Genomic DNA, 26,041 nt, shown 5'->3' with positions numbered 1-26,041 from the left:
CGGGCACAAAATAAAGATTATCAGCCTAAATGCCGTGCTGATTTAAAAATTCCTAAACAAAAATCTAAATTAAAATTGACTCCAATCCCATTCTTTATTCATTTGAGAAATGGCATGATGGGCTGTCAAATCATATTGGCAGGGCACAATAGAAATGTAATTATTAGCAATAGCCCATTCATCATTATCTTCTCCTTTATCAAAATTGACAAAGTTGCCAGCCATCCAGAAATATTTCCTTCCTGTTGGGTCAAAACGCTCGGAAAACTCCTCCTGCCATTTCGCATCTGCTTGACGGCAAACCTTCACTCCTTTGATAGCTTCATTTCTTTTTGGTGGAAAATTCACGTTTAATGCAACGCCTCTTGATATTCCTCGCTCCAAAACCTGCCTAGCTATTTTCTCTACCCACTCCTCCACGTGAGAAAAATCGGCCTTTGAAGAATAATCGCAAAGGCTAAATCCAATAGAAGGATATCCCTCTAAGGCTCCTTCAATAGCCGCAGACATAGTTCCTGAATACAAAACAGAAATGGAGGTATTTGACCCATGGTTAATGCCACTAACAACCAAATCAGGAGTCCGATCTTTCAATACATAGTGCTTAGCAAGCTTCACGCAATCTGCAGGAGTACCACTTGATTTGTAAGCTAAAACTCCCTCAAAAATATCTTCGTCGTATAATCGGAGCGTTTCTCCTATGGTAATGGCGTGTCCCATTCCAGATTGAGGACTATCGGGTGCGACCACCACAACTTCCCCCAATTTTTTCATGACTTCTACTAAAACTCGGATTCCTTTTGAGGTGATCCCGTCATCGTTCGAGACGAGAATTAGAGGCTTTGACATTAGTTTTTGCTGAGTTCGTTGTAATAGGCTGTAATTCGAAGTAAGTCTCCTCGCTTATCATGCTCCAGGCGATTTTTACGCATAAAAAGACTGATTTCATCATCATAGCCCGGAAGCATATCATACAAATCCTTCTTTTTTAAGCTGTATCGCTGGATTTGATTGTCTTTGAAAAAATAATAATTGAAGGCCAGTCTATAACCCATCATGGTCTGAGGCCCCCAAAATGGGTTCATACCTACAGGACCCCATGCTCCCATATTTCGAGAATCAGTCGCTATATATTCCCTGCAAAGAAGCGCAATATCCTTTCCTTCAGTGAGAACTTCGAAAAATACAGGAGTTTCATAATCTCCATTCAAGGAATAGGGCAAACTGTAAAACTTTCTTATTCCTCCATAAAGCTCATCGTAAATTTCAAAGTAAGCTACATTGGAAGCAGTGAAGGTTATGATGGTCTCATTTTGTAATTGGACCAGATTATTATCAAGGTCATATTTTACAAGGCCCGAAAAAGCCTGACCTTCGGTATCGTAAATATTCCCCTTATGCCAAATTTGGGATGGAAATTTATCTTGGGCTAGAGCCATACCCAGACCCAAGAGCCAAATCCCAATCGTCAAAATGGAAAGTTTGATGCTATTTTTCATATCAATTGATACGATAATTTTATTTACTCTGTTTAATCCAGTTTCCTGAATTTAGTACTATTTAAGAATGTTATGCCCCATTTTATCGCGTTTCGTTTTCAAGTAACGCTCATTATGAGGATTTGGTGCAATCTCAATTGGAACCTGCTCTACGATCTCTAATCCATAACCGATTAGCCCTACCCTTTTCTGTGGATTATTGGAAATCAGGCGGATTTTTCCTACTCCAAGATCTCTCAAAATTTGAGCTCCGACCCCATAATCACGGCTATCCATAGGAAGGCCCAAAGCCAGATTTGCCTGAACAGTATCCATCCCCTCTTCTTGCAATTTGTAAGCTTTCAACTTATTGATCAGGCCAATTCCGCGGCCTTCTTGATTCATGTAGAGAATCAATCCTTTTCCTTCCTTCTCCACCATTTCCATGGCAGCATGAAGTTGAGGACCACAATCACAGCGGCAACTACCGAAAATATCACCTGTCACACAGGAAGAATGAACGCGTACCAAAATAGGCTCATCTTTCTCCCAAGTACCTTTAATCAAGGCCAAATGAATTTCATTAGTGTTGATTTGTCGGAAAGCAATCAGGTCAAAATCCCCATATTGGGTAGGCATATCGACACCAATTTCTCGCTTAATTAAGGATTCATGCTTCAATCGATAAGCAATTAAGTCCTTTATTGAAACCAACTTCAGGTCAAAACGCTTAGCCACTTCAACCAAATCTGGAAGTCGAGCCATGGTTCCATCTTCATTCATGATTTCAACCAAAACTCCAGCTGGTTTCATCCCTGCAAGTCTTGCGAAATCAATCGCTGCCTCCGTATGTCCTGCTCTACGAAGGACACCACCTCTTTTAGCTTTTAAAGGAAAAATATGTCCTGGCTTACCCAATTCGGATGGATCAATATTCTCATCCACCAAGGCCATTATGGTTTTTGAGCGATCAGAAGCCGAAATCCCCGTAGTACATCCATGACCAATAAGGTCAACAGAAACCGTGAATGGAGTCTCAAAAGCAGCGGTATTTTGACCCACCATCAATTCTAGGCCTAATTCCTCACAGCGGTCCTCCACAAGAGGCGCGCAAATAAGGCCCCGCCCATGTTTTGCCATAAAATTGATGATTTCAGGAGTTACTTTTTCTGCTGCACAGACAAAGTCTCCTTCATTTTCACGGTCTTCATCATCCACAACGATGATGACTTTTCCTTCTTTTATAGCTTCGATGGCCTCTTCAATGGAGTCCAATTGGTATTTTTCCACAGATTTTTGCAAGTCGATTTAAAGGACAAATTTAACTGCTTTCGATTCTAAAACAGGACAGTACCAAATAAAGTTTGGTATTATCCAATAACAATTCCGAGTTCCCGGTCAATATCCATCTGTACCTGCTTCAATCCTAAAAATATTTCTTGAAGCTCGATGATCTGATCGTCGGACAATTTTTCAACTTCCGCATTTTTGATTTTCTGAATAGCTTCTTCCATCATTCTACGGACAAATTTTCGTTTTAAGCGAAGAATAGATTTGTAACTCGTCAAGGTCAAATCATCATCTTCTCTAGGAATTAGGATTTGAAATTTCTCAGTCCAATGTACAGAAGCCTCCCTCCTGGGGGTAATCAAATCAATCACTTCATCTCGAATTTCCCGATCTTGAATACCCAAAAAATAATCTGAATCCACGATCACCCCTTTATTGAGATTCTCCCGAAACATTTTCAAAATTTTGGCATAAAGAGGGTTTTCAAATGCTAGCTCTTCAGTTTCGGAAAGCAAATACTGACAAAGATTCAATTCCTCGTCTCCCAATTGTTGCAACCCATAATTCAACAAAAGACGGATTAATTCACGCTCTTGCAGTCTTAGAGCTTCTGAAACAGAAAATCCTTCTTTTTCAACTGGAAAAAACTCCTCAATCGGAGCTGCTTCCAAAGGAGTTTCTTGGATCTTTCTAAATTGATCCCGTTGATTCTTTAGCAGGATTTTATTTACCTCGGCATAGACGATACCTTCTTCGATATCCAAAAACCCAGAGGCTTCTTTTGCGTAGACAGATCGAATAATTGGATCTGGGATTTTAGCTATGCTCTGAACAACCTCACGGATAACCTCAGCTTTTCGAATTGGATCACGCTGAAATTCATCCTTGTAAAGGTTAATTTTAAAGCCAATGAAATCCTTGGCATTTTCTTGCAGGTAGTTTTGAAAAGCTTGAGAACCCACTTTTCTGGAATAACTATCCGGGTCCTCTCCATCAGGAAACACCACCGCCTTGACAGTAAGTCCTCCCTCCAACAACAAATCTATCCCACGCAGAGAGGCTTTGATTCCTGCCGCATCTCCATCATACAAAACAGTAACCTGATCTGTAAATCGTTTGATCAATTTGATTTGACCTTCTGTAAGGGAAGTCCCAGAGGATGCAACCACATTCTCAATTCCCGAAAGGTGCATGGAAATTACATCCGTATACCCCTCTACCAAATAGCAATTATCCTTTTCTCGAATAGCTTTTTTAGCCTGAAACATCCCGTACAAGACATCACTCTTATGATAGACAGGTGTTTCAGGGGAGTTGATATATTTGGGTTGATTTTTATCCTTAGTCAGGATCCGTGCGCCAAACGCAATTGGCTTTCCACTGATGTTATGGATAGTGAAAATGACTCGATTCCGAAACCGATCATACCTTCGGGAAGGATCCCCTTCTTTTTCTAAAATAAGCCCGGCCTTCAAGAGAACATCTTCTTGAAAACCTGCCTTTTTTGCTGAATTGAGCAAATTATCCCAACCTTCTAGCGCATATCCCAAATCGAATTTTTCGATAATCGCTGGAGTAAAGCCTCTTTCCTTGAAATAGCTCAACCCAATAGATTTACCTTCATCGGTTTGAAGGTTTTTGACAAAAAAATCCCGGGCAAACCCCAAAGCAATCAACAAACTTTCCCGTTCATTTTGGGCTTGTTCCTGTTCCGGAGTTTGGGTTTCGTCCTCTTCTACCTCAATCCCATATTTACCAGCGAGGTGACGGATAGCTTCTTGGAAACCAATCCCCTCAATATCCATAATGAATTGAATGGGATCTCCAGCTTTACCGCAACCAAAGCACTTATAGATTTGCTTAGCAGGGGATACAGAAAAAGATGGCGTTTTTTCGCCGTGGAATGGACAGCAAGCCCAAAGGTTTTGCCCCTTTTTTTTCAATGGAACATAATCGGAGATAACCTCCTCAATGTCCATCCGGTCTTTGACTTTGTCTGTTGTATGCTTGCTGACTGCCATAGTTTGATTAGGAACAAAGTTAAGCCTGAGCTTTGATTTGATGGCTATTTCGAAGAACTATTTGCCAAAGTAGTGAGTTTAATCTTCGATAAATTGCCAGTAGCTTTTAGAAAGACATTTCTAGAAACTATCTTGCGAGCAAATTACAAATTCATGCAACTTTCTAAAGAAGCTATATTAAAAACTCTTTCCCGAGTCCAAGATCCAGATCTTAAACGAGATTTGGTAAGCTTGGGAATGATTCAAAATATTCAGATTGAGGGTCAAAAAGTAAGTTTCAAAGTTGTTTTGACTACCCCGGCTTGTCCATTAAAAGAGGTAATCAAAAATAACTGCATTGAAGCCTTGGAAGAAGACTTTGGAACTGGGTTTGAATGGGATCTTACCATGACTTCTCAGGTAACCACGGTGCGGGATGCTACCCCTATCCTTCCTCAGGTGAAAAATATCATTGCGATTGCCTCAGGAAAAGGCGGGGTAGGAAAATCCACCACTTCAGTGAATCTAGCAGTTGCACTTGCTGAAACAGGGGCTAAAGTTGGTTTGATTGACGCAGATATTTCAGGACCTTCCATTCCGACTATGTTTAATGTGGAAGCTGAGCAGCCCGCGGTCAAAAAGGTGGGAGAAAAAAATGTCATTATTCCTATCAATCAATATGGAGTAAAACTGATGTCAATTGGATTCCTGACTCCAGCCGAATCTGCGGTAGTGTGGAGAGGTCCGATGGCAAGTTCTGCCTTGCGCCAATTCATTTCAGACGTGGAATGGGGAGAATTGGACTACCTTTTGATAGACTTACCTCCGGGTACATCTGATATTCACTTGACTATGGTACAAACTGTACCAGTAACAGGCGCTGTAATTGTAACCACACCTCAAAAAGTAGCCTTAGCTGATGCTACAAAGGGTCTCACCATGTTCAAACAGCCACAAATTAATGTTCCCGTTCTAGGTGTTGTAGAAAATATGGCTTACTTTACACCGGAAGAATTACCTGATAATAAGTATTATCTATTCGGTAAAGAAGGCGGAAAACGTTTGGCTGAAAAATATCAGGTTCCATTCTTGGGCGAAATTCCGATCGTTCAAAGTATCCGGGAAAGTGGAGACACTGGTTATCCAGCGGTTTTCAAAAACGGAATAACCAAACAAGCGTATACGGAATTAGCAGAAGCAGTAGCTCGTCAAGTGGCGATCCGAAATGCTTCTCAACAAAAAACTGAAATCGTAGAAATAAAAGCATAAACAATGCAAGCAGAATTAAGAGAACAAATTGAATTTGCTCTGGATGCTATCCGGCCATATTTGGAGGCAGATGGCGGAAATGTAAGGATTGTCGAGCTGACCGACGATATGGTGCTCAAAATCGAGATGACTGGATCATGCAGTTCTTGTCCCATGTCTTCTATGACATTGAAAGCAGGAGTAGAAGAAGCCATCAAACGAGCCATTCCGAAAATCGTCAGAGTGGAGGCCGTCAATCTTACAGTGGCTTAATCAACAGTATTTAATGAATAGAATACCCTTTTTTTCGAAGGCTTTCCTGCTCCTTTTTGGAGCAATTTTTTCTTTGAATGAGGCCTTTGGTCAGCAGTTTACTATTTCACCGCTCGATCAATTTCAAAATAGTGCATCGAGAACTAACCATGAGCACAATGAGAAATGTGGGCATGGAGCCATCGAGCAACTCCTCGTAAAAGAGATGGGGTATTTTGGTACGCGAGATTTTTTTGAAGATTGGATTGATCAAAAAATCGAAGCGCAGCGAAACCAGCCTCAAATTTTAGCTAAGACTCAAGAAGAGAAAAGGCTAATTCCAGTTGTTGTGCATGTGATTCACAATGGTACTCCGGTGGGAGAAGGTGCCAATATTCCCTTTTCTCAAATTGAAAATCAGATTCGGATTCTAAACGAGGACTTCAACCGAATGAATCCGGATGCGGATAGAACTCCCGCAGAGTTTTTGCCTGTAGCTGCTTCAGCCAATATTGAATTCGTTTTGGCAAAACAAGATCCGGATGGTTTACCTACCAATGGAGTGGTTCGAATAGAGGGGCCGAACAATTCATACCTGCCAGATGATGCTACAATCATCGGCCAACTCACACAGTGGAACCCAGAGGAATATCTCAACATTTGGGTAGTTCCTTTGACTCAACCTTACATTGGATATGCATCTTTTCCCATATCAGATCTTCCTGGACTTAACTTCTCCCCCACTCCAGCAATTATTGATGGTGTGACAATTGATTATCGGTTCTTTGGTACAGGAGGAAATGCAATTTCAGCCTCATTAGGGAGGACTGCAACGCATGAGGTAGGACATTACTTTGGATTGAGACATATCTGGGGTGACGGAGGGTGTGGCGTAGATGATTTTGTGGAGGACACCCCTCTTCAAGACAACTCTAACTCTATTTGTAATGCAAATCCAACGAGATTCAGCTGCGACTCCAATGATATGATCCAAAATTTCATGGATTACACCCCCGATGCCTGTATGAATTTATTCACCCTCGGTCAGGTGGAGCGGTTTGATGTGGTTTTGGCAAATAGTCCTCGAAGAACAACTTTGATTAATAACCGGGCAACAGAAGAACCAGCTCTTTTTGATCGGGATTTAGCAATAACAAGAATTATCGAACCGGCAGATTTCACTTGCGATGCAGTGGTAAATCCTAAAGCTCAGATTAAAAATGCAGGATTAGAGGCAGTGAGCAGCGCTCGAGTCAGTTTGTCCTTGAATGGAACTACTATTCAAGCTAAGAACTTTACTTTGAACCTTGAAACAGGTGAAACTTCAGAGATTTCCTTTGATTCATTCGAATTAGTCGGTTCTGAAAATGAGGTAGAATTTGAAATTGTTCAAGTGAATAATTCATCAGATGAAAATCCAGAGAACAATAAGCTTATTTCAAATCCTATTGTCCAAGTAGCTGTCAGTCTTCCTTTAAGTTTGGATTTGAGTAATATCCCAAACTCTTGGACAATTAAAAATCCAGATGATTCCTTTACTTGGGAAACGACCCAACTTAGCATTTCTGAACAGCAAGAGGATTTGATCTACATCAGAAACTATGAGTATGATGCTTCCGGAGAATTGGATTATTTTATTTCTCCAGTAATAGACCTAAGTGAAAATCCAAATGCTCAATTGGTTTTCGAAATGGCTCATGCTCCATACAATCAACAAGGATTTCAGGACGATTTGATTGTCGCTATTTCAGCTGATTGCGGTAATACATTTAATATTCCAGAGGCTACCTATCAAAAATCAGGAACTTCCTTATCCACATCTGCTGCTACCCTCAATGAATTTATTCCTACAAATGCTGACCAATTCCGAACTGAATTGGTTAATCTTCAACCATTTGCAGATTTAGGCAGAATTCGGATTGCATTCATCAACCTAAATGCCTTCGGAAACAATATTTATTTGAAGAATATCCGCGTTTTGCAGGAGGAAGAATTCCGATACAGTTTAAAGATGGAGGAATTGATCGCTCCGCTTCCAATTTCTGATGGAAGATATCAAAATGAAAGAATTGAAGTAACCAATACAGGCAACCTTCCAGTTTCCAATTTTGTGTTTGTAAAAAGTGTAAATGGCGGTAGCCAACAGGCATTCTTAGCAAGCGGAAATCCGGTGGCTCCAGGGGAAACATTCACGCTTACGGGCGGAAACAGCACCAGAGATGGAAAAAACAGATTAGACTACGGAGTTATCCTTCCTAACTTTGACCAAAATGGGGGGAATGAGAGCGAACTCCGTCGCTATGTGATTGAAAATACAGAACGCAGTTTGGTGCCATGGCGACAGAACTTCAATGTTTCTACCAACATTGAGCCATGGCAAAGTATCAATCCTGAAAACGATACTGGCTCTTGGACTTCGGTTCCTGTGGCAGGATCTAGGCCGGGAAATGCCAGCGCAGTAGAAAATCCTCTTACCAATAGATCTTATTGGCTAGGTACTCCGATATTTGATCTCGCTAAGAATACACAAGCATCCTTGTTTTTTGATTATGCAGTAGGAACAGTTGCAGAAGGAACCAAGCTTGAAATTTTGGCAAGTGATGATGCAGGAGATAGTTACGAGGTGGTATGGGAAGCAATAGGTGCTGAACTTTCGACAGTTTCTGGAATTGCGAACCCGAATAATCCCCAAGACTATGAAAGGGTTTATGTTAACCTAACAGATTTTGCAGGAGAACGTAAGAATGAAGTTCGCCTAGCAGCAGTCTTGACTGTTGGCGAGGGAGAAAATTCACCGATTTATCTGGATAATTTGGAGCTTTTCCTCAGTGCAAATCCAAACCCAGTTATTCCAGGAGATGGGGAGGTATTGATTTATCCAAATCCGGCGACTGCCTATTTCAATATTGCGTTCAATTTACCGCAATATGAAAATGTCACCATTCAGATTATCTCTTCAACTGGTTCGGTTGTTCATCAGGTTAATTATGCACAGACTTTAAACCAGACCTACACTTTCCCTAGAGAAATCTTCTCACCGGGGCTGTATTTAGTAAGAATGATCAGTCCTTCTCTGAATGAAATTCAACGGGTATTTATTAAATAATTTAAAATCGAGCCGAATTAAGTAATTCGGCTTATTTTTTGCCAAAAAATGCCTGGCTAAGGCAGCCATCTTTGTCGAGAATGAAATTCCCGATTATCTTTATCAATCTATTAAAAGTCAAAATAGACACTCAATTCCTTGAAAAAGATTCTAATAAACCTCTTGTTAATTTTCGGAGCCTCACTCCTTCTGGGATTTGTTTTTTTGAAAATCTACCTCCCAGCTTATACAAACCATGGAGAAACAGTTTCAGTACCAGATCTTTCAGGCTACACTTTTGATGAAGCTATCAATATTCTGGAAAAGTCCGGGTTGAATTATGAGGTCTCTTTGGATTCTGGATATAGTACCGATGAAAAAGCTTTGGCTGTATTGAAACAAATCCCTCCTGCTAGCGAACAGGTGAAAAATGGAAGAAAAATCTATTTGACTTTGAATGCCAGAAATGCACCTATGATCAAGCTTCCAAACTTGGTGAATATGCCATTGAAAAATGTGCAGGAAATCTTGGCAAATTTGGGACTCGAAAGAGGCGAAATCATCTATGTACCTGATATTGGAATCAACGTAGTTCTCGAACAGCAATACCAGGGTAGGACTGTAACCGAAGGGTTTGAAATTCCAAAAGGTGAAAAGATTGACCTAGTCGTAGGTGATGGTTTAGGGAATCAAATCTTAAGTGTTCCGAATTTCGTTGGAATGGATGAAATCGATGCAGAATTCCTGATTTTGGGCTCTGGTTTACGAATGGGTGAAAAGTTATATTTTAAAAACGACACGGTACCGCCAGGTTTTGTTTTCAGACAGGCGCCTCCTTCAGAAACCCAAGTAAAAACAGGCGAGATGATTGACCTTTGGATATCGGCTAAAGAAAATTAATGATAATGGGAAAACGTCCCCACATATTTTTTTGGAGCGTTCTTTTGACCTTATTTTCTTTTCAGGTCAAAGCTCAGGTGGTGGAATTTGGCCCAATACCCAAAATCCAATTTAAAAATCAATCAAAAGCTGAATTAAACAATCGACTAGCTATTCAAAACCAACTCCCACTCTGGGATGATTTTTCAGGGGGAATGGATACCTTAAAATGGGACTTCTCAGGAAGCACCTACAGTACCACTATGGGAAATCATCCTCCATCTTTTGGCGTGATAGTCTTAGATGGAGTAGATGAAACAGGTCGTCCCTATTCCAGACAAATCCGCGAGCAAGGAGCGGGTGATTACCTCACATCAAAAGCGATTGACTTATCTGCTGTTCCCAGCAATCAACGAGAAAGTACCTTTCTGAGCTTTTTTTGGCAAGCGGGTGGAAAGGCAGAAATGCCAGATGAAGGTGATGCTTTGACCTTGGAGTTTTTATCAGCAGATAGTGTTTGGACTAGGATTTGGCAAATGAATGGCGGGCCGGATAGAGATCGCGAAAATTTTACTCAGGAGATTGTGTCTGTCCCTTCCGAATTTTTTCACTCTGATTTCCGATTTCGATTTGTAAATCAAGGAAGGCTTTCGGGACCATTTGACACTTGGCTAGTAGATTATGTCTATTTTAATTCAGACCGAGATTTTGAAGATCTATTTTATCTGGACAGGGCATTAACGAGAAACAATTACCTTTTTGCTGGAGATTATGCGGCCATTCCATTGGAATTTTATTCTGAATTAAGTTCTGACGAATTACTTCCGATTGCAAATGAATTTAACAATCTGGAAAACAGATTTCGGGCAATGGAATATTCCATTTTGCTTTCAGAAGAATCGGGAAACAGTTCCACAGTAAATCTCAATACCCCATTTAATCCTGTTCCAAATGCACGGGAAAGAAGAGTTTTCGAGAGTAATTCAATAAACAATTTGCCTGAAATCAATCAACAAACAGACCTTGAAATCCTAACTTATTTAACAACAGGCGACAAAAACTATTTTGAAATTTCTCAGGGTGACACCACCATTTTCGAGAGTATTGATTATCGAATAAATGATACTGTCCGAACTTTTTTCCCAGTTCGAGATTACTTTGCTTATGATGTAGGAAGCGCAGATTATTCAGCTGGAATCAATCAACGATCCGGAATGCTGGCTGTGAAATATGAGGTGGATCAACCCATTTTCTTAACGGGAATTTCAATTGATTTTACCAACCCGGCACAAGCTGATCAACCAATAGATATTCTAATCTGGAATGATTTAGAAGCTACTCCTATCTATAGAAAAGAGACGTTGATTCCACTAAAAGAAGCAAGTAAGGATTTGATTTTCTTTCCAATTGATACAAATATTCGGGTCCAAGGAGAATTTTTTGTGGGTTTTGCCCAATTCAGCAACGATTTTTTGTACGTAGGTTTGAGTAAAGAAAATGATCAGGCAGAAAAGATATATTACAATATCAATGGAGCTTGGGCACAGAATGAAGAGGTAAGAGGTTCCTTGATCATTCGTCCGCATGTAAGTTTGGCTCCGCCTTTTGAAGAATTAGAAATTAGTCCGGAAAACTTACGTTATTTCCCAAATCCAGTCGAGAGTAATCTTCACATTCAAGGCAACTTCCAAGAGCTTCGAATTTTTGATTCCTTTGGAAGAGAGATTTTCCCGGAGCGAATCAAAGATGCTCAAGGAGAAATCATTAACTTTATCAAACAAATCCCAGGGATCTATATCATTAACGTCATTACTCCTCAAGGGCCGAAATCAATTCGAATCTTAGTCAAATAAAATGGAAGATATCAACGTAAAAGAACTCAAAGAGCGACTGGAAAAGGGAGACAAGTTCGTCTTTCTTGACGTCCGCGAAGAATGGGAATATGATGATGATAATCTTGGAGCAATCAATATTCCATTAGGCGAACTCCCCCATCGATTAGATGAGTTGGAGGATAAAAAAGACCAAGAAATCATCATTCACTGTAGAAGTGGTGCCAGAAGCGGAAACGCAAAAAAATTTCTGGAAAGTAAGGGCTACGAAAAGGTCCGAAACGTTTTAGGAGGTATCATTGCTTATCGAGATTTATAAGAACAACACTCAAGAAACCCGGGTAAATCCGGGTTTTTTTATTTGAAAATAAATGGCTGTGGCGAAAAGCAAAGCGCAAAAATTAAGATTGCCAGCCATCCGATTAATTTTCTTTTAGAATCCAACGGTTTGTAGCCAGATACTTCAGGGTGCCTTATTCCCATCACCCTTCCCAACAAAAAGGCAAACAATAACCATCCTTGGTATCCCTGCCAAGTTGGTTGAAAAAAGACCAAAGCGTACTGAGCCGCAGCTATTCCCAAAGCTAAGGTCAACTTGTTTTGTACTGAAAGACCTGACTTATGATAACTGATATAAAGGAAGCCTACATAAAGAGGAATTCTGAAAATCAACTCATTTCCAGGGTGATAAGGACTGATAATTCCCAAACCAGCATACATTAAAAACGCGGTAAAGGTCACCAATGAAATCTGTCGATGATGTTTCGGGAAAAGCCCGAAAATCACATGTCCCCCATCTAATTGCCCTATTGGCAGTAAATTCAATGCAGTAAAAAACAAAGCCAGGTACCCTGCAAATAAGAAAGGATAATGGATCAATTCCGACATCTCTGGCATTCGCTCAGGGTCTGCTATAGTTTTGCTCATCGTCCAAAAAAGGAGATTCTGTCCCAGCTCAAAATCAATAGCATCTTCATAACCTTCAAAAGTGGGATCTGCGTACTCAGGATGAATTTCATAGATATAGTCTGTGGGAGGAAGATTAGTAAAACCATAGATTAAAACTCCCAATGCAACTACAAATCCAGCCAAGGGTCCAGCCACACCAATATCAAAAAACTTCTTTCTGGAATTTACAAAGCCTTTCATTCGGATAATTGCTCCCAACGTTCCGATAGAAGGAGCTCCAAGAAAGCCAAACCAAGCTGGAATGAAAAAAGGCAAAGTGCATTTTACCTTATGGTGGATGGAAGTGAATAAGTGCCCCAATTCATGAACCAACAGGATTCCAATAAATGGAATAGAGTATGCTAATGATTTAAGAAAATATTCCCAGGTCAAGGCATTTTCTCCCGAAACCATGATGGATTTACCATAGACCCATTCTCCTCCTGCTAATGTTGCTGCAAGGATGGTTAAAATGAAAAAAAGTCCGTGCTTTAGATACTCTTTGGGACTATACATGCTTCAAATAATCAAAAATAACCTGAGGGCCTGTAACGTGAACAGCCTGTATTCCAAGTGCAGCAGCTCCTTCGACATTTTCTTTCAAATCATCAAAAAACACAACGCGTTCCGGTGCAGTACCTAAATCGGTAAGCATCTTTTCATAGATTTCAGCTTGAGGCTTGGCAAGTCCCATCTCATGACTTAGAAAAACCCAGTCAAAAACAGGATCAAAATTAGCCAGCCCATGGTCGCGCATCAAAATATCATTAACTGCATGAATATGAATCATATTCGTATTGCTAAGGACTCCCACTTGATATTGTTGTCTGACTTTTTTTACCAATTCTAGACGCTCAGGTGGAATCGTACCAAGAAGTGAGTTCCAGAAGAAATCCACCTGCTCATCTGGCCATTCCTGCTGAAAATAAGTTCGTACCTCATCTCGAAATGAGGATGAATCTATCTGCCCTCTTTCATATTTTTTATGAAAGTCTGTCTTGTAGAAATCACCCAATAAATGATGTAATTCGGATGGAAGATGCTGACTGATAAGGGATAGAGATCGATCGTAGTCAATATCGATGATAACATTCCCTAAATCAAAGATCAAAAAGTCTGCATCAGGTGTTTTTTTCATCCAGTGGTTTGGTTGTGAATATCCTTTCAAATATGTAACATTGCAGTCCCAAAACCAAGATTAAATGTGAATAGCTTCATTTAAATGAGGTTTATCACATAACTCCCGATAAAGATCGGGACTCGTTGGTTAGAGCTTCTGACTCTCCCGACAAATCGGGACAGGAGGTCGCTGGAAATATAAAGTATTAATGGGCTCCCGATAACGATTGGGACTCGTTGGTTAGAACTTCTGACTCTCCCGACAAATCGGGACAGGAGGTCGCTGGAAATATAAAGTATTAATGGGCTCCCGATAACGATCGGGACTCGGTGGTTAGAGCTTCTGACTCTCCCGATTCATCGGGACAGGAGGTCGCTAAAAACATAAAATAGTAATGGGCTCCCGATAACGATCGGGACTCAGTGGTTAGAGCTTCTGACTCTCCCGATTCATCGGGACAGGAGGTCGCTAAAAACATAAAATAGTAATGGGCCTATAGCTCAGTTGGTTAGAGCTTCTGACTCATAATCAGGAGGTCGCTGGTTCGAGCCCAGCTGGGCCCACAAAGGCTGGAAAAATCCAGCCTTTCTTTTTTATTGTGTAAATGAATTTTTGCTAATCCTATTTAGTCCCTCCTTGGGGAAATTTTACACTGGAATTACTCAAGAATCCCTAGAAACTAGGATTCAAAAACATAATTCGAATCAATACGGAAAGCATCGATATACTGCTATAGCTTCTGATTGGGAATTATTCCTAAGCATCCAAGCTGACTCCTTTTCTCATGCCAGAAGAATGGAACTCTATATCAAAAAAATGAAAAGTTCTGCATTCATACGAAAACTCAAAGAAGATCCTGAGCTTCTTCTAAACCTTATTCATAAAACAAAAACTTGAGCTTCTGACTCCCCCGATTCATCGGGGCAGGAGGTCGCTGGTTCGAGCCCAGCTGGGCCCACAAAGGCTGGAAAAATCCAGCCTTTCTTTTTTATTGTGTAAATGAATTTTTGCTACATCCTATTTAGTCCCTTCTTGGGGAAATTTTACACTGGAATTACTCAAGAATCCCTAGAAACTAGGATTCAAAAACATAATTCGAATCAATACGGAAAGCATCGATATACTGCTATAGCTTCTGATTGGGAATTATTCCTAAGCATCCAAGCTGACTCCTTTTCTCATGCCAGAAGAATGGAACTCTATATCAAAAAAATGAAAAGTTCTGCATTCATACGAAAACTCAAAGAAGATCCTGAGCTTCTTCTAAACCTTATTCATAAAACAAAAACTTGAGCTTCTGACTCCCCCGATTCATCGGGGCAGGAGGTCGCTGTCCCGACTTGTCGGGAGAGCCCAGCTGGGCCCACAAAGGCTGGAAAAATCCAGCCTTTCTTTTTTATTGTGTAAATGAATTTTTGCTACATCCTATTTAGTCCCTTCTTGGGGAAATTTTACACTGGAATTACTCAAGAATCCCTAGAAACTAGGATTCAAAAACATAATTCGAATCAATACGGAAAGCATCGATATACTGCTATGGCTTCTGATTGGGAATTATTCCTAAGCATCTAAGCTGACTCCTTTTCTCATGCCAGAAGAATGGAACTCTATATCAAAAAAATGAAAAGTTCTGCATTCATACGAAAACTCAAAGAGGAACCTGAGCTTCTTCAATATCTAATTCAAAAAACTAAAGGTTGAGCTTCTGACTCTCCCGATTCATCGGGACAGGAGGTCGCTGTCCCGACTTGTCGGGAGAGCCCAGCTGGGCCCACAAAACCCCGTTTACTCTTAGTATTCGGGGTTTATTTTTTTAGCTTTGAGAAAATCTGAGCTATACTTTCTCTTCAATTTCTGGATTCAGTTCCTCCTACATTGAAAATCATTTTTTTCAAAAATTACTCGACAATTTCCCCGAAAAGTCAACACAGTTTTTGCCTGACTGAATTCTTTTTGATTAAATTATAAACATTAAAATGTTTAAATAATTAACATTTTAAACTCTAAGCTTTTCTCCGAAAAAGCATCAAAATCAAATTTGGTATCAGGAAAAACCGAACAAGGGTAATATTTCCATTTGCTCATACTTCGTATTTCAGTATGTTCTTAAACTGCCATTCTCACTTCAGCTTCAAATATGGGACGATGTCTGTGGAAGCGCTGGTCGCTGAGGCGAAAGGCAAAAAACTCGATGCCCTAGCCCTGACGGACATCAACTGCACCGCAGGTGTATTCCCTTTTATCCGTGAAGCCCAAAAAGCCGGTATCCATCCCGTGATTGGGATTGACTTCCGTAACGGCGTAAAGCAACAATACATTGGCTTGGCTCGGAATCAGGAAGGCTTCTTTGAACTCAACAAACACCTATCCGAATACCTGATCCACAAGCGAGAGTTTAAGTCTCGAGCTCCAGAGTTCGAAAACGCTTTTGTGATCTACCCTTTTTCAGAAAAATATTTCCCTCTCCGGCGAAATGAATACCTAGGTGTACATCCCAACCAACTCAACCGACTGACAACCTCTCCTTGGATTCGAAAAAAGGAAAAACTCGTACTTCTCCAGCCAGCTACTTTTACTTCCAAGCTAGAATTCAATGCACATCGCCTTTTGCGAAGCATGGATCTGAACACCCTATTGAGCAAACTTCCAAGCGAAGAACAAGCCGATCCTACAGATCAGCTTTACTCCTATGCCGACCTGATTGCTCGATGTGAAAGCCATAGCTACCTTTTGGTGAATGCGCAAAAGCTACTTGAACAATGCCAGTTTTCCTTCTATTTCCAGGCCGTCAAAAACAAACGGGATATCTTGGGTTCGGACTGGGAGGATTTTGACTTTCTGAGACAGGAAACCTTCAAAGGAGCTATTCGACGCTATCCAGATCTCAGCCCAAAGATCAGTGAACGAATCACCAAAGAACACGAACTCATCCAGCAAAAGGGATTTGTCTCCTACTTCCTGATCAACTATGATATCGTGACTTTTGCGCAGCACCGCAACTTTTATCATGTAGGCCGTGGATCCGGAGCCAACAGCATCGTGGCATATTGTCTGGGAATCACGGACGTGGACCCGATAGAATTGGATCTTTACTTTGAGCGATTCATCAATCTCTATCGGGAAAACCCACCTGATTTTGATATAGACTTCAGTTGGACAGATCGGGATGAGGTGACGGATTACATCTTTAGAAAATATAACGAGGGACAAGAAGAGCACGTCGCTCTACTAGGCTCCTACAGCACTTTTCAGTACAATTCCATGCTTCGGGAACTCGGAAAGGTATTTGGACTTCCTAAAACCGATATCGAGTCCCTAATCCATCATGCGGACAAGGATGGCTACCAACCTGATCAATTTGGGAAATTGATTATCAAATATTCCAGAGTTCTGCATGACATGCCTTCCCACTTGACCATCCATGCCTGCGGAATCCTGATTTCTCACAAATCCATCCATTACTATACGGCCACAGAAATGCCTCCGAAAGGCTTTCCCTTAGCCCATATCGATATGCATACAGCGGAGGATATTGGATTGCACAAATTTGACATCCTGAGCCAACGGGGGCTAGGCCATATCAAGTCAGCACTCGAAATCATCTACCAAAACCAGGGGGTGAAAGTAGATATTCGTGAAGTGGAGAAATTCAAAAAAGATCCAAGAATCAAGGAGCATCTGCGAACTGGCCATACCATTGGCGCTTTCTACGTGGAATCTCCAGCTATGCGCATGCTATTGGCCAAGATGAAAGCAGATACCTACCTCGAACTTGTGGCTGCCAGCTCCATCATTCGTCCTGGAGTGGCGCGCTCAGGCATGATGCGGGAGTATATTCTTCGCCATATCAATCCCGAGCGTAGAAAACAGGCTCATCCAGTCATGGCTGACATCATGCCGGAAACCTATGGCATCATGGTTTACCAGGAAGACGTGATCAAAGTGGCGCACTACTTTGCTGATTTGAGTCTTGCTGAAGCAGATGTACTTCGGAGAGGCATGAGTGGAAAGTCTCGCTCTAAAGATGAATTTCAGCGGGTAAAAAACCAGTTTTTCAACAACTGCAAAAAGTTAGGCCGGGAAGACAAAGTCGCTGCCGAAGTTTGGCATCAGATCGAAAGCTTCGCCGGCTACTCTTTTGCCAAGGGACATTCAGCTTCCTTTGCCGTGGAAAGCTATCAGAGTTTGTATCTAAAAGCCTACTTCCCTCTTGAATTCATGGTAGGCGTGATCAATAATTTCGGGGGATTTTATCATACCGAGTTTTACGTACACGAACTCCGAATGAACGGTGCAGACATTCAAGCTCCTCACTTGAATGAAAGCGAATACCTAACCCGAATCAACGGAAAGACAGTTTTTCTAGGCTTCATTCACATGAAGTATCTGGAAAAAGCAACCGTGGAAAAACTACTCAAGGAGCGTCGCGCAAATGGGCCTTTTCTGGGTTTGGCCGACTTTGTCTCCCGGGTGGAGATTGGCTTGGAGCAATTACTGATTTTGATACGGATGACTTGCTTTCGCTTTACAGGCAAAACCAAACAGGAGCTCCTTTGGGAGGCACACTTTCTTCAAAATAAGCGAAAGGCCATTGTTAGTACGAATGAGCTGTTTCGAACGGGAGAAATTACCTTCGGCAAAAAACCTCCACAAGTTCCTGACTTGGATGAGACGGATATCCGACAGGATATTCTCGATCAAATTGATATTCTGGAATTCCCACTGGACTCCCCTTTTCATCTCGTTAAAGACCAAAGCATACAAGGAATCAAGGCGCGAGAGCTATCCCAATACCTAGGCAAACAAGTAATGATTCTAGGGTATTTGGTTACCGTAAAATACACCCGAACCGTCAAAGGCGAAGTCATGAACTTCGGGACTTTTCTAGATCGTGATGGGGACTGGATCGATACAGTGCACTTTCCACCCGTCGTAAAAAAACATCCTTTCAAGGGACGGGCAATCTACCGAATCGAGGGGAAAGTCGTAGAAGAGTTCGGTTTCTATTCCATCGAGGTAAATCGACTGGAACGAATGGCTTATTGGAATGCAGGAGAAAACTAGAAGCATTTCATAAAATTTACCTCCACTTTTCCCTCCATTGTAAAAAATTAAGGTAAATTGGATTATTCTGCGTGAGCCGATAAGGCGAACGAAGGACAAAAAGCAAAGGCTAATTTTTGAAAAAACCAAAAGCCTATATCTTTAAGGAATATTGCTCCATCCATAGCCTGTAGAATGAGCCTAGATTATAGTAGAAAGCAATCCGTTGTATTTTTTTCAGATATTGTCGGCTATACTCGCCTGATGGGCAAGGATGAAGACCGGGCATTTGCGCTGATGCGCCAAAACTTACAAATCCATCAAGAAGTCTTATCCAACTATAGAGGTCGAATCATCAAGGAACTGGGAGACGGGATTTTGGCGGTGTTCGAAACGGTCCCTGAGGCCCTTTCGGCAAGTTTGGAGATTCAACGGCAGCAAAGTCTCATTCCGGATATGGCTATCCGCATTGGACTTCATTTTGGGGACATCATATTCGATAAAGGAGATGTTTTTGGAGATGCGGTAAACCTCGCCGCTAGAATCCAAGGAATTGGAGTTCCAAACTGCATGCTCATTTCTGAGCAAGTGAAAGATCATATTCCAAGCGACTCGCAATTCCATACTAGCCGTTTGGGACCTTTTCGACTAAAAAATGTCGATCACCCGGTTGAATTATTCGCCGTAACCAACCCTCCATTGGCCGTTCCAAAGCGAACGGAGATAATTAAGAATATCCAATATCAAGAGAAAAACCCTTGGAAATTCTGGGCGGTTTTGGGAGTTACGGCATTTGTCCTACTGTATCTTATCTATTCTGTTTTTTGGAACAATGCCATCTGGGAAAAGGAAAAATCTGTCGCCATCTTACCTTTTGTAAACAGTTCTGAGAATCCTGACCAAGAGTTTTTTTCAGAAGGCCTTACAGAGGATGTCATTAGTCAGGTTTCAAAAATCGGTAGCATTAAAGTAATTAGTGAGGATGCTGTTCAGGAATTCAAAAACTCTAATTCTCCTCTTGATTCCATTGCAAAAGTCCTAGATGTAAGTACTATTTTAAAAGGTAGCGTACAATGGATGGGCGACAAAATCCGAATTAATGTACAGCTGATAGACCCGGAAGAAAACAAGAACCTATGGGCGGAAACTTATAATCGGGAAGTAACGGAAATATTCAAGGTTCAAGAAGAAATTGCTACTGAAATAGCTCGAGTACTGAATAGCAGCCTGAGTGCGGAAGAAAGAAGCCAATTATCCAAAACACAAACAAGTAGTTTTGAAGCATACGAGCTTCATTTGAAAGGAAGGGAATTGTACTCCAATTACAATAAGCAATCTGTATTGGAAGCGATCGATTATTTCAAAGCCGCGTTGAAAGAAGATCCAAATTATGCTTTAGCTTACGCGAGTCTAGCGGATTGTTATGCCCAGTTAAATTACTTTGGAGAAGGTGATCAATGGCAGGATTCCAGCCTAGAAATGAGCGCCAAGGCACTTGCAATTGACCCTTATTTGGCGGAAGGCTTCAAGTCTCAGGGCAATGTCTATTATTATCGAGGACAGAATGAATACGCCAAGATTTCCTTTGAAAAAGCTTTGGTTCTAAATCCAAATCTAAGTTCTGCCATAGGAAATTTAGCCACTGTCTATTTTGTCTCAGGAAATTTGACCGAAGCACTACAACTTCAAAAAAAATCTGTTTCCCTCAACCCAACCAATTTTATCCCCTATCAGATTTCGGGATGGATTTATCGGGTTTTGGATCAGTTTGATGAGGCAAATGATTGGCTTGATCGTTCTTATTCTGTACAAAAGGATCCAATAACAATCGAACAAAAAGCATTTATAGAAATAGAAAAAGGAAATCTTTCACAAGCCTTGAGTTTTATCGATTCCCTTTTTGTTGGGAAAAAAGATACAACCGCCCTTGATTTTTCGACTGCAGGTACCATTGCCTTCTTTTCTGAAGATTGGGATGCAGCTAAAGAGTTATTGGTAAAAAGCACAGAAAAAACTCCAGAATTCGAGCAAGACGAGTATTTCACCTCTCCCATTTTGCTTTCCTTCATTTATCAGAATGAAAAAAACTACCAAAAAGCAAAATCAACCTGGGAACAGGCCATCCGGATTCGAGAAAATGCTGTAGATGAATTTGGGGACGATTTCAATTTGTACTTAGACTTAGCCCAATTAGAGGCTATTAGAGGCAATCAGTCACAATCCCTGGATTACCTTATGTTAGCAGAAGAGAAAGGACTCCGGGATGATTTTTATATTCTAAACAACCCTATCTTCAAGAACTACCTCAAAGACCCAAGAACCCTTTCCGTCCTGAATAAAATCAATAAGGAAAGAATCAAAACCAACCAGGAACTGGAGTCTAATGACCTGCAACGGAGTAGGTAGAACCTCCAAAATTTACAGGTTGAATACTTCTTCGTAAGCTCGGAAAACACCTGATTCCGAAGAAAATATATCCGAGTTTAGACCTCTTGATTAATTGACTTTTCCGATGATATAATCTGGATCCGGATCACCTGGAGCAGCCCCTCGTTTTACTGTACCTAACACTCCCACTTGGACGTCGTGATATAAAATACCGGAGAAAATTGCCGCTGAGAAAGAAGTACCCGAAACCAACGTATATTTTGCTTCGGACCCTCCTTCCATAGGAGCAGTGGTAAAGATGTATTCACCAGGTTCTACAAAATCAATAATTCTATCCGTTTCACTATTATCATAATTGGAAAAGAAAGAGTAGAGATACGGTTGACCTGAAATTCCTCCTTCCAAAGATCCTATTGTGAATGTTTGGGCTCCGTTGCTATTGGAATAATTGATACATCCTGGAAAATTATCCTCAGATGGTTCCGCATCATTTCCAGCGGACATGACCACAAAAATTCCTGCATCCACCAAATCCTGAATAGCTTGACTGATTTTCCCGGTATTACACAAATTCTGACCATTTGCAGGTTTTCCCAAACTCAAATTGACAATATCGCCAGGAGCCCCTTCTAACAGCACATATTCTAGCGCTAATTCAACGCGCTTATCTGTAGTTTTCACATCTTTAATTTTTGCAAACTTATTTGGACCTGGCTGAAGATCAAAAACCTTTACAGAAACCATTTTTGCTCCAGGATATACTCCATTCATGTGGTAACCCACAGTATTAGAACTACTTGCTCCAATAATCCCCGCTATAAATGTTCCATGGCCTGATTCATCAGTTAGAGGATCGGAATTCTTTTTCGCAAAAGACTTGCTGAGGCTAGCATCTACCGAATTTATATCTGGATGATTGACATCAATTCCTGTATCAATGATCCAAACCTTTGTATTTTTATTAGGATAAGTTGATTCACCAGAGCGAATCAATTGAATAAATTGACTGGTACCATTACTGAAATCATAACGAAGTTGCTCTTGCATCATGGGCCTTCTTCCTTGCTCAATATAGGCAGACTGCATCATAGGTCTTCTTCCCTGAATATCGATTGAATTTTGAGCTTCGTACTTATCAGGCTTTTGGTCAACTTTATCAATAATTGTTTTCTTCGTTGCTTGATCTAAATCCGTAACTAGGACAGAGACTTGCCCCGAATACATTTTTATTAGGAGCTGATTCCTATCAATGTCCAAGGAAAATTCATCTTTCAATTCCTTGGAAACCTTCGCACGAAGTTGATTCATAGCTCCTCTACATGCCCCAGACTGAAAATCCTGACATTCTTGAAGCTGTTTTAGTGGTTTAAATTGATTCACATCCTTAAAGACAATTTCAAGTTCTTCTAATTCTGCAATTGGATCTACCACTGGGTTTTTATCCGGATCGCAGGAACATTTGACAAAAAGAAAAAGGAGCAAAAAAGGAATAAGAATTTTTTTCATACCTATAAAACTTAACAGATTAAAAATCAAATAATTAGAATCAATTTATATAAAATTAGTTAGTAAATCACCAAATATTTTAATAATTATCACTCATTCTCTTTTGAAAGCATCTTTTTGTAATAATCTAATTTTGCTAAAATATCTGCATCGAGTGTAGGTACTTCGATATCCTTCATAGTGGTCATTCGGTCATGAATAATCTTAGCAACAATCACTCGGGCGGCATCTTTATCATCCGCCGGAATCACATACCATGGTGCATGGGGAGCGGAAGTCTCGGCAATTGCCTCTTGATAACATTCCTGATACTTTTCCCAAAGCGAACGCTCTTTTAAATCCCCAGGCGAAAACTTCCAGTTATGCTTTTCATTTTCCAACCTTCTCAATAATCGCTTCCGCTGCTCCTCTTTGCTTAGATGGAGAAAAAATTTAAAAATCACTGTTCCATTCGCAGCTACATGTGATTCAAAGTTCCGTATTTGTTCAAATCGCGCCTGCCAAAACTCTTCAGTAATATCCTCTACCTGATTTATTCCGGGGATATTTTCATTAAGAATATACTCAGGATGAACCCTTGTCACTAACACGTTTTCGTAATGGGTCCGATTAAATACCGCATATTTTCCTCGCTCCGGTAAAGCATTGAAATGCCTCCACAAATAGTCATGTTTTAATTCCAAGGGAGTAGGAGTTTTGAAACTATGCACTACCACGCCTCTAGGATTAAATTCTTGAAAAACCTCTCGAATCAAACTGTCTTTTCCCGCTGTATCCATTCCCTGAAGGCAAATCAAAACAGCATATTTCCCCTGTGCATACTGCGTATCTTGATGCTTGCTCAATTCTTCTCGGTACTTGTTCAGCATCTTTTTCTTCTTCTCATCTGACATATCAATATCTATCAGGGTGGGATAGTCATCTAATTTAAAAGGATGCTTAGCGAGAAATTTTTCTGGAGAAATGTTTTTCATTCTTCTTTATTTTTAAAACAAAAGTTTGGATGGAAATGAAAAACAAGATAATATTTTAACTTGAGAACAAAATCACCTAACCTAAAGAACAATAAACCATTATGACTGAAATCCCTATTCGCACGGGGCTCGGGCAGCGCTACCTTGCCTTGGACGTTCTCCGTGGTCTGACCATTGCATTTATGGTCATTGTAAATACCCCTGGCAGTTGGTCAAATCTATATGGCCCACTTGCCCATGCTGACTGGCATGGCTTCACCCCTACTGACTTGGTGTTTCCTACTTTTCTCTTTGTTGTTGGAAATGCCATGAGCTTTTCCATGAAAAAGTTATCCGAAATGTCAAAAGGAGCTTTTTTCAGAAAAGTTGGCAAACGAACCCTATTAATATTCGTGATTGGATGGCTCCTTAATGCATTTCCTTTTTATGAGTACACAGAATCGGGAGCTATTCAATTCATCAATATCACCGAAGTAAGGCTATTTGGTGTTCTACAGCGAATAGCACTTTCCTATTTCTTTGCCGCACTAATTCTGTACTATGGCGGCATTCGGAGTGGATGGATTTTTTCCATAGGAGCTCTACTCCTATACTGGCCTATTATGTATTTCTTTGGAGATCCTGGGGATCCATATAGTTTAACCGGCAATGCAGCGATTAAGCTCGACTTACTTCTGATAGGTGAAGACCGAATGTATATGGGTGAAGGAATTCCGTTTGATCCAGAGGGAATCCTTAGCACCTTGACCTCCATCGTCAATGTGTTGGCGGGCTATATCGTCGGAAAAATGATTCAAAAAAGAGGAAACAACCTCTCTACCGTTCGATTTTTGCTAATTTCAGGTATTGTCATGGTAGCCATGAGCTACATCTGGGATCTTGGCTTTCCTATCAATAAGAAAATCTGGACTAGTTCTTATGTAGTTTTGACTGTGGGCTGGGATTTGATCCTTTTGGCGGCCTTGGTTTTCCTGATTGAAGTCAAAAACTCTATTTCCTGGACTTACTTTTTCCAAGTATTTGGCAGAAACCCATTGATTTTATATGTCTGCTCTGGAATTGTAATTTCAATTTTCTCTATGATTCCCGTCGGAGATACCACGCTTAAAGGTTTCATTTATTCAACAGCCTTTACCAGTTGGCTCGGTCCAAAAAATGCTTCTTTCCTATTCGCTATTTCCTATATGTTATTGATTTGGCTGATTGGCCTTTGGATGGATAAAAAGAAAATTTATATCAAGGTTTAAAAGGAAAGAATTAGAATCTTCTCTTTAAATAGAAATCCAATGAATTCGGAAAAAGGAATGAATTCATTGGATTTTTTTATTTCAAGCTCCTTCAATTTCTCTTAAAAGTTCCTCGTACCAATCCTCTCCATATTTACGAACCAAGGCTTCTTTTAAAAACCGATAAAGCGGGACTTGAAGACTTTTCCCCAACTGACATGCAGGATCACAGATATGCCAACGATCGTAGTTAACTGCATCAAAATCGCCATATTTTGTAATTCGAATGGGATAAAGATGACAGGAAATTGGCTTTTTGAAATCAACCTTTCCATCCAAATATGCCTGCTCAATCCCGCATTTTAGAATCCCCCGTTCGTCGTAGATGGCATAGGCACACTCTCTGTTCTCTCCAATCGTGGGAGTACCCTTATCGCCATCTTTATCAATCACCCAAGTTCCTTGTTTTTCAATCACCTCAATCCCTTCAGGAGAAAGGTATTCTTTGACTTTGGGATAGATTTCCTCGAGAATTTTGGTTTCCTCTTCTTCAAGCGGAGCCCCAGCGTCGCCTTCTACACAGCAGGCTCCCTTACATGCTTCTAAATCACAGACAAAAAAATTCTCTTTGATATCATCCGACAAAACGGCATTCCCTACTAGAATCATGGCATATACTGATTTCTGCAAAGGTAATTATTCTTCTAGGAAAGCTAGTTGATTGGGATTACCAAAAGAGGTTTTAATAGGAGTCTTTGGACAAAAAAAGAAC

At 40.7% G+C, this 26,041-nt stretch carries 21 protein-coding genes and 1 tRNA gene; 13 read left to right on the top strand and 9 right to left on the bottom strand.

The features are described from left to right. Positions 1 to 69: 69 nt before the first annotated feature. The 4 genes from surE to dnaG all read right to left on the bottom strand — a co-directional run bounded on the left by surE (position 70) and on the right by dnaG (position 4,789). The gene (surE, locus tag E4S40_RS01335; protein ID WP_135069729.1) at positions 70 to 849 is read right to left on the bottom strand and encodes a 5'/3'-nucleotidase SurE; all 780 of its coding nucleotides are present in this window, start codon (positions 847 to 849) and stop codon (positions 70 to 72) included. Next, on the bottom strand, positions 849 to 1,499 hold the full coding sequence (locus E4S40_RS01330; RefSeq protein WP_135069726.1) for a hypothetical protein: 651 nt from the start codon (positions 1,497 to 1,499) through the stop codon (positions 849 to 851). The genes surE and E4S40_RS01330 overlap by 1 nt, the downstream gene beginning before the upstream one ends. A 57-nt stretch (positions 1,500 to 1,556) precedes the next feature. After that, the gene (locus E4S40_RS01325) at positions 1,557 to 2,768 is read right to left on the bottom strand and encodes a bifunctional 3,4-dihydroxy-2-butanone-4-phosphate synthase/GTP cyclohydrolase II (protein ID WP_135069723.1); all 1,212 of its coding nucleotides are present in this window, start codon (positions 2,766 to 2,768) and stop codon (positions 1,557 to 1,559) included. A gap of 80 nt (positions 2,769 to 2,848) precedes the next feature. Then, positions 2,849 to 4,789, bottom strand: coding sequence for a DNA primase (gene dnaG / locus E4S40_RS01320; protein ID WP_135069720.1), 1,941 nt, complete (start codon positions 4,787 to 4,789; stop codon positions 2,849 to 2,851). A gap of 153 nt (positions 4,790 to 4,942) precedes the next feature. Between dnaG and E4S40_RS01315 the strand changes: the two genes are divergently transcribed. The 6 genes from E4S40_RS01315 (at position 4,943) to E4S40_RS01290 (ending at position 12,383) form a co-directional block, all read left to right on the top strand. After that, the gene (locus E4S40_RS01315; RefSeq protein WP_135069717.1) at positions 4,943 to 6,037 is read left to right on the top strand and encodes an Mrp/NBP35 family ATP-binding protein; all 1,095 of its coding nucleotides are present in this window, start codon (positions 4,943 to 4,945) and stop codon (positions 6,035 to 6,037) included. 3 nt (positions 6,038 to 6,040) lie between these two features. Then, positions 6,041 to 6,289 (top strand): NifU family protein, encoded by a 249-nt coding sequence (locus E4S40_RS01310; RefSeq protein WP_135069715.1) that lies wholly within the window; start codon positions 6,041 to 6,043, stop codon positions 6,287 to 6,289. Positions 6,290 to 6,302: 13 nt separating this feature from the next. After that, a complete protein-coding gene (locus E4S40_RS01305; protein WP_135069712.1) occupies positions 6,303 to 9,374 on the top strand; it encodes a M43 family zinc metalloprotease in 3,072 nt (1,023 codons plus the stop codon). A gap of 204 nt (positions 9,375 to 9,578) precedes the next feature. After that, positions 9,579 to 10,253 (top strand): PASTA domain-containing protein, encoded by a 675-nt coding sequence (locus tag E4S40_RS01300; protein ID WP_317129201.1) that lies wholly within the window; start codon positions 9,579 to 9,581, stop codon positions 10,251 to 10,253. A 5-nt stretch (positions 10,254 to 10,258) separates the two neighbouring features. Next, the gene (locus tag E4S40_RS01295; protein WP_161971748.1) at positions 10,259 to 12,085 is read left to right on the top strand and encodes a T9SS type A sorting domain-containing protein; all 1,827 of its coding nucleotides are present in this window, start codon (positions 10,259 to 10,261) and stop codon (positions 12,083 to 12,085) included. A gap of 1 nt (position 12,086) precedes the next feature. Then, a complete protein-coding gene (locus tag E4S40_RS01290) occupies positions 12,087 to 12,383 on the top strand; it encodes a rhodanese-like domain-containing protein (protein WP_135069703.1) in 297 nt (98 codons plus the stop codon). Between the two features lie 38 nt (positions 12,384 to 12,421). On the opposite strand, the gene E4S40_RS01285 is transcribed toward E4S40_RS01290, so the two are convergent. Beyond that, positions 12,422 to 13,528 carry a site-2 protease family protein gene (locus E4S40_RS01285; RefSeq protein WP_135069700.1) on the bottom strand — a complete coding sequence of 369 codons (1,107 nt, stop codon included), beginning with the start codon at positions 13,526 to 13,528 and terminating at the stop codon, positions 12,422 to 12,424. After that, positions 13,521 to 14,150: an HAD family hydrolase gene (locus E4S40_RS01280; RefSeq protein WP_135069697.1), complete on the bottom strand. Its 630-nt coding sequence runs from the start codon at positions 14,148 to 14,150 to the stop codon at positions 13,521 to 13,523. The genes E4S40_RS01285 and E4S40_RS01280 overlap by 8 nt, the downstream gene beginning before the upstream one ends. A gap of 471 nt (positions 14,151 to 14,621) precedes the next feature. Between E4S40_RS01280 and E4S40_RS01275 the strand changes: the two genes are divergently transcribed. The 6 genes from E4S40_RS01275 to E4S40_RS01250 all read left to right on the top strand — a co-directional run bounded on the left by E4S40_RS01275 (position 14,622) and on the right by E4S40_RS01250 (position 21,581). Continuing rightward, positions 14,622 to 14,695, top strand: a tRNA-Ile gene (locus E4S40_RS01275). Between the two features lie 49 nt (positions 14,696 to 14,744). After that, the gene (locus E4S40_RS01270) at positions 14,745 to 15,029 is read left to right on the top strand and encodes a GIY-YIG nuclease family protein (RefSeq protein WP_135069694.1); all 285 of its coding nucleotides are present in this window, start codon (positions 14,745 to 14,747) and stop codon (positions 15,027 to 15,029) included. Positions 15,030 to 15,131: 102 nt separating this feature from the next. Further along, complete coding sequence (locus tag E4S40_RS01265; RefSeq protein WP_135069691.1) at positions 15,132 to 15,425, top strand: GIY-YIG nuclease family protein; 294 nt, start codon at positions 15,132 to 15,134, stop codon at positions 15,423 to 15,425. A 114-nt stretch (positions 15,426 to 15,539) separates the two neighbouring features. Next, on the top strand, positions 15,540 to 15,704 hold the full coding sequence (locus E4S40_RS17205) for a GIY-YIG nuclease family protein (protein WP_237563100.1): 165 nt from the start codon (positions 15,540 to 15,542) through the stop codon (positions 15,702 to 15,704). 528 nt (positions 15,705 to 16,232) lie between these two features. Continuing rightward, positions 16,233 to 19,196 carry a DNA polymerase III subunit alpha gene (locus E4S40_RS01255; RefSeq protein ID WP_135069688.1) on the top strand — a complete coding sequence of 988 codons (2,964 nt, stop codon included), beginning with the start codon at positions 16,233 to 16,235 and terminating at the stop codon, positions 19,194 to 19,196. 174 nt (positions 19,197 to 19,370) lie between these two features. After that, positions 19,371 to 21,581, top strand: coding sequence for an adenylate/guanylate cyclase domain-containing protein (locus E4S40_RS01250; protein WP_135069685.1), 2,211 nt, complete (start codon positions 19,371 to 19,373; stop codon positions 21,579 to 21,581). A gap of 90 nt (positions 21,582 to 21,671) precedes the next feature. Here the strand turns inward: E4S40_RS01250 and E4S40_RS01245 are convergent, their stop codons facing one another. Then, positions 21,672 to 23,069 carry a S8 family peptidase gene (locus tag E4S40_RS01245; protein WP_135069683.1) on the bottom strand — a complete coding sequence of 466 codons (1,398 nt, stop codon included), beginning with the start codon at positions 23,067 to 23,069 and terminating at the stop codon, positions 21,672 to 21,674. Between the two features lie 89 nt (positions 23,070 to 23,158). Beyond that, positions 23,159 to 24,043, bottom strand: coding sequence for a PPK2 family polyphosphate kinase (locus E4S40_RS01240; RefSeq protein WP_135069681.1), 885 nt, complete (start codon positions 24,041 to 24,043; stop codon positions 23,159 to 23,161). 101 nt (positions 24,044 to 24,144) lie between these two features. Between E4S40_RS01240 and E4S40_RS01235 the strand changes: the two genes are divergently transcribed. Beyond that, positions 24,145 to 25,290: an acyltransferase family protein gene (locus E4S40_RS01235; RefSeq protein ID WP_135069679.1), complete on the top strand. Its 1,146-nt coding sequence runs from the start codon at positions 24,145 to 24,147 to the stop codon at positions 25,288 to 25,290. An 81-nt stretch (positions 25,291 to 25,371) separates the two neighbouring features. Here the strand turns inward: E4S40_RS01235 and E4S40_RS01230 are convergent, their stop codons facing one another. Beyond that, positions 25,372 to 25,938, bottom strand: a complete 567-nt coding sequence (locus tag E4S40_RS01230) for a DUF3109 family protein (protein ID WP_135071478.1) — start codon at positions 25,936 to 25,938, stop codon at positions 25,372 to 25,374. Positions 25,939 to 26,041 lie beyond the last annotated feature (103 nt).

The sequence above is a fragment of the Algoriphagus kandeliae genome, from assembly GCF_004571135.1.
In the GTDB taxonomy this organism is placed as follows: Bacteria; Bacteroidota; Bacteroidia; order Cytophagales; family Cyclobacteriaceae; genus Algoriphagus; species Algoriphagus kandeliae.
This window is presented reverse-complemented; position numbering and strand designations above follow the sequence as displayed.